Origin of the sequence: Hydrocoleum sp. CS-953 (genome assembly GCF_002260545.1) — a bacterium.
Taxonomy (GTDB): Bacteria; Cyanobacteriota; Cyanobacteriia; order Cyanobacteriales; family Microcoleaceae; genus Trichodesmium.
The window spans coordinates 1-5043 of the sequence record NZ_LGSU01000850.1; the positions used below are offsets into that span (position 1 = coordinate 1).

3 protein-coding genes and 1 pseudogene are annotated in these 5043 nt (G+C 34.8%); all 4 read left to right on the plus strand.

Annotated features, from left to right (window positions below):
• Positions 1-1111: 1111 nt before the first annotated feature.
• A partial coding sequence (locus AFK68_RS11000; RefSeq protein ID WP_210407348.1) for a serine/threonine-protein kinase occupies positions 1112-1753 on the plus strand: 642 nt, incomplete at its 3' end.
• A 655-nt stretch (positions 1754-2408) separates the two neighbouring features.
• Positions 2409-3031 (plus strand): AarF/UbiB family protein (locus AFK68_RS44795; RefSeq protein WP_371357322.1); only part of this gene is annotated, 623 nt, incomplete at its 3' end.
• Between the two features lie 129 nt (positions 3032-3160).
• On the plus strand, positions 3161-4125 hold a 965-nt coding region (locus tag AFK68_RS44800), incomplete at its 3' end, for a tetratricopeptide repeat protein (protein WP_371357323.1).
• A gap of 1 nt (position 4126) precedes the next feature.
• Positions 4127-4889 (plus strand): annotated as a pseudogene (locus AFK68_RS44805) (tetratricopeptide repeat protein); the annotation flags it as partial.
• Positions 4890-5043: the final 154 nt, after the last annotated feature.

Sequence of the window (5043 nt, forward strand, 5' to 3'; positions counted from 1 at the left end):
TAAAGCCTCCCCTTTTAAGGGGATAATAAATAAAAATTTTCCTGTTCGTCAATCCTCTCCTTGAAAAGAAGAGGTAATTCGCGCATTCTAAATTCTAAATTCTAAATTCTTGAACTCTCCCTAAAAGGAAGAGGATTGAATAAAAGGAAAATAAATTCATTGTTTCTCTTGAAAGGGGAGGCTTTTAACCTTAATTATTCGGTAAAATGATTACAAAAATCTTAGTAAATTTGCTGTAGATGTAGAGGGTAAAAATCAAATTATCCCTTGGAAAAAAAACAGATTTTTATAGTTATAAAACGATTTTTAGTCAATCGTGGAACAGTTTTACCCTCAGAAAAAATGAATATTATAAATTCTTACCAAAAAATGAGGGTATGAGCCTCCCCTTTTAAGGGGATGAAAAAATATTTAACTCAGTATTTCAAGCCTCCGACTAAGGTCTGAGGTTCACTGATAACTGTTTAGCGTTCCGCACAACGCGCGTTAACGCTGCGCGACATGTTTGCGGAGCAGTCCGTCAGGATAAAGCGCAGCTCCTNACTGATAACTGTTTAGCGTTCCGCACAACGCGCGTTAACGCTGCGCGACATGTTTGCGGAGCAGTCCGTCAGGATAAAGCGCAGCTCCTCCGCAGGAGGCTAACTGAAATGACCTCCTGACTCCTGTAGGAAATCGCCCCTACGACTCCTGACTCCTAAGAACAGAGCCACTGTAGGAACAGGGAACAGGTATGGAGGGAACAGGAAAAGAACAACATAATAAAAAAAGAGTAAAAAAGGTTTTATTTTTACAATTTATGGAATTTACAATTTTTTATTGTAGGAATAAATCACAAATTAAGATGTAACTGCCTTTTTTGAATTTGGTATNTTTATTTTTACAATTTATGGAATTTACAATTTTTTATTGTAGGAATAAATCACAAATTAAGATGTAACTGCCTTTTTTGAATTTGGTATTAGACTACTCTAAATCTCTAAAACTCTGTTCCCAGTTCCCAAGTTAAGGCGCTCGCTAAAAATATAATCTTTTGTACTATAAAATAAACTGCCAAATGTAGAATGTGGGTTTAAACTTGAGATATTAGTTTCTACTATAAAATTGAAAGATGATGGAGCAAGTTCAGACTCTTAGAAAAACATATACTATTATCCAAGACTTACAGAAAGGACCTTTTGGGAAAACTTATCTAGCTGAAAATCAGCAGACAGTTAACAAGTCTCTGTGTATAGTCAAACAATTTCAACCTAATACCTCCGACCCTTCTATTTTAGAAGCAGCACGATGTCGATTTGAAAAAGAAGCGACAACCTTAAAACACTTAGGCAACCATGAGCAAATTCCCCAACTTTTGGATTATTTTGAGGAAGACCAAAAATTTTATTTAGTTTACGAATTTATTGAGGGCTATAATTTAGATAGAGAAATTACTGATGGTAAACAACTACCTCAAAGTCAACTAATTATGTTGCTTTACGATGCATTAGAAGCATTAGAATATATTCATCGTCAAGATGTAATTCATGGTGATATTAAACCCTCTAATTTAATCAGACGTAAATCAGACAATAAAATAGTAGTTACGAACTTTGGAGCAATAAAAGAAATTGAAACTTTGGTGTTATCTTCAGATGGAGAAGTAAAAGCTTCTGTGGTAGGTACACCAGGTTATATGTCAGTCGAACATTTGGGAGGAAAACCAAGAATAAATAGCGATATCTACGCTTTAGGAATAACAGCTATTCAAGCTNAATTTAATCAGACGTAAATCAGACAATAAAATAGTAGTTACGAACTTTGGAGCAATAAAAGAAATTGAAACTTTGGTGTTATCTTCAGATGGAGAAGTAAAAGCTTCTGTGGTAGGTACACCAGGTTATATGTCAGTCGAACATTTGGGAGGAAAACCAAGAATAAATAGCGATATCTACGCTTTAGGAATAACAGCTATTCAAGCTTTAACAGGTGTTGCCCCAATAGATTTTCTATACCATAGCAAAACTAATGAGGTTTTATGGCGGGAATTAGCAGCAGTAGAGAATGAGTTAGCAGATATTTTAGATAAGATGGTTTGCAGTCAATATGAAGAACGCTACCAGTCTGCTACAGAAGTTCTAAATGACCTAGAAGAACTCTATAAAAGTATCCAAAATTCACAAAGAATTGGAACTATTCTTAATAGGCACTACAAAATTATTCGACTGTTGGGAGAAGGAGATTATGGTCAAACTTATTTAGTTCAAGATCAACAAAAACTTGATAATTCTCTATGTGTGATTAAACAGATTAAGCCTAAGTCAAAAAATCCTGTACTATTACATGAAGTAAAAAGATTATTTGAAGAGGAAGCANGTATCCAAAATTCACAAAGAATTGGAACTATTCTTAATAGGCACTACAAAATTATTCGACTGTTGGGAGAAGGAGATTATGGTCAAACTTATTTAGTTCAAGATCAACAAAAACTTGATAATTCTCTATGTGTGATTAAACAGATTAAGCCTAAGTCAAAAAATCCTGTACTATTACATGAAGTAAAAAGATTATTTGAAGAGGAAGCACAAATTATCTTCAACCAAGGAAGTCATAACCAAATTCCAGCAATATTAGATGAATTTGAGGAAAATCAAGACTTTTATTTGGTTCAAGAATATGTTGAAGGTAATAGCTTAAATTACGAAATTGACCAAGGCAAATTTGATGAAGATGAAGCCAAAAAATTATTGGAAGATGTACTGCAAATTCTCACATTTGTTCATCGTGAGGTACTCCATTTAGATATTAAACCTTCTAATTTAATTAGGCGTTCTGATGGCAAAATTGTCTTAATTGATTTTGGCTCACTTAAACAACTTTCTTCTGTTACTTTAAATGACCATAAACAACTGATAATTACTCGTTTTGTGGGTACTCATGGTTATATGCCCAAGGAACAATATACTAGGAATCCTAATCCTAGTAATGACCTATATGCTTTGGGCATGACAGTTGTTCATGCTTTAACAGGTTTATTTCCAGCCGAAATCGGNCCGAGGTAAGCAATCAATTTGCTGCTATTATTAACAAGATGGTCAACCCCTATTTTCGCGCTCGTTATCACAGTGCAGATCAAGTTCTGAATGACCTCTGGAATATTGGCAGTCAAACAGAATTTTTAATGGGGTCGGAAACTTCTATTTCTGTGACACCAGAAACTCATAATGCTACGGAAATAGCGATAGAAAACTATGCCAATTTAGAGCAGGATATTAATGTTGAGAATCAAGAATTTACTGAAACAAATAATGATAATATTCCGCCAGAAAATTCGGGTGCTAATATTGGTAATTCATGCCCTATCAATTTAGATTCCAATACATCTGCCAGGAAAAAACGTTCATTTCGTTTGTTACCGTTTTCTTTGATTTCTCTGACAGTTACAGTTGTAATTGCCGGGATAATTTTCTGGTCTGAAATTCAATTTATTTACATACTTAATAAATGTAATAAATGGATTGAAGCAGAGCAACCGGAAACAGCAGAAAGTTTCTGTGCAGAAGCTATAAAAATTAAACCAAATGACTCGAAAGCTTTAAAAAATAATGGGGATGTACTGTTTGATTTGCAGCGTTATCAAGCAGCTTTAGTTGCCTACAACAAAGCAATAGAAAATAAGCAAGATTTCTATTTAGCTTGGAATGGTCGCGGTTTAGTTTTAAATAAATTAGAGCGTTATCAACAGTCTTTAGATGCCTATGAAAAAGCAATTCAGATATCTACAAATAATTTCAAAGCTTGGAATGGTAAAGGAATAGCATTGATTAGTATCGGTCAGTTTGAAGAAGCATTAAAAGCTATTAATAAAGCTATTGCTGTTGATCCGATGGAACCTCAATCTTGGGAGAATAAAGGTATAGTTTTAGAGTATTTAAAACGTAATCTTGATGCCAGAAAAGCTTTTGAAGAAGCACTCGCTTTACTTGAACGAGAAATTAGAGATAACCCAGAAGATTTGGCAGCAATAGTTGACCGAGGTCAAGTATTGAGTAAATTACAGCGTCATCAAGAAGCATTAGCTTCTTATGAACAAGCTTTACAATTAAACCCAGATTTTTATCGCGCTTCGATGGGAAAAGGTAATACNACGTAATCTTGATGCCAGAAAAGCTTTTGAAGAAGCACTCGCTTTACTTGAACGAGAAATTAGAGATAACCCAGAAGATTTGGCAGCAATAGTTGACCGAGGTCAAGTATTGAGTAAATTACAGCGTCATCAAGAAGCATTAGCTTCTTATGAACAAGCTTTACAATTAAACCCAGATTTTTATCGCGCTTCGATGGGAAAAGGTAATACTTTATTTTTCTTACAGCGCTTTGAGGAAGCTTTAGATGCTTATAAAAACGCTACTGAAAGTCGGCAAAACTACCACATTGCTTGGCATAATCAAGGTAGTTTTCTTGCTGATGGTTTACAGCGATATGAGGAAGCGGTTGCTTCTTATCAAAAAGCTATAGATATCGATCCTAGTTTTGCACCTGCTTGGCGGGATCGAGGTTTTGCTTTAATGCGGTTGGAAAAAAATCAAGAAGCTATAATTGCTTTTGATGAAGCGATCGCTATTAATGCTGATGATTTTCCATCTTGGGGTAGTCGTGGTATTGCTTTGACTAAGTTAAAACGTTATGATGAAGCTGTAGCTTCTCTGAGGAAAGCGATCGCTATTAATGCTAAAGATCCGATAGCTTGGTCTAACTTAGGTTGGGCGCTAGGAGAAATGGAGAAATATAAGGAAGGGATCTCTGCTTATGACAAAGCTATTGAAATTAAACCAGATTTTGCACCTGCTATTAAAGCGCGTAAAAAATTGCAGGAAAAGTTTAGGAAGTCTAGGAATTCTTGGTATTAAAGGATATTGAGTTTCTTTAGATGTTATCTGATATCCGCTTCATTAGCGATAGACAAACTTTCCCCACCTATTTTTCTGTTATAAGTATTCAACGAGCATATACTAATTCGATCATTTTTGCTTTTCTCCTGACTTCTCTTTAATTATTTATAAT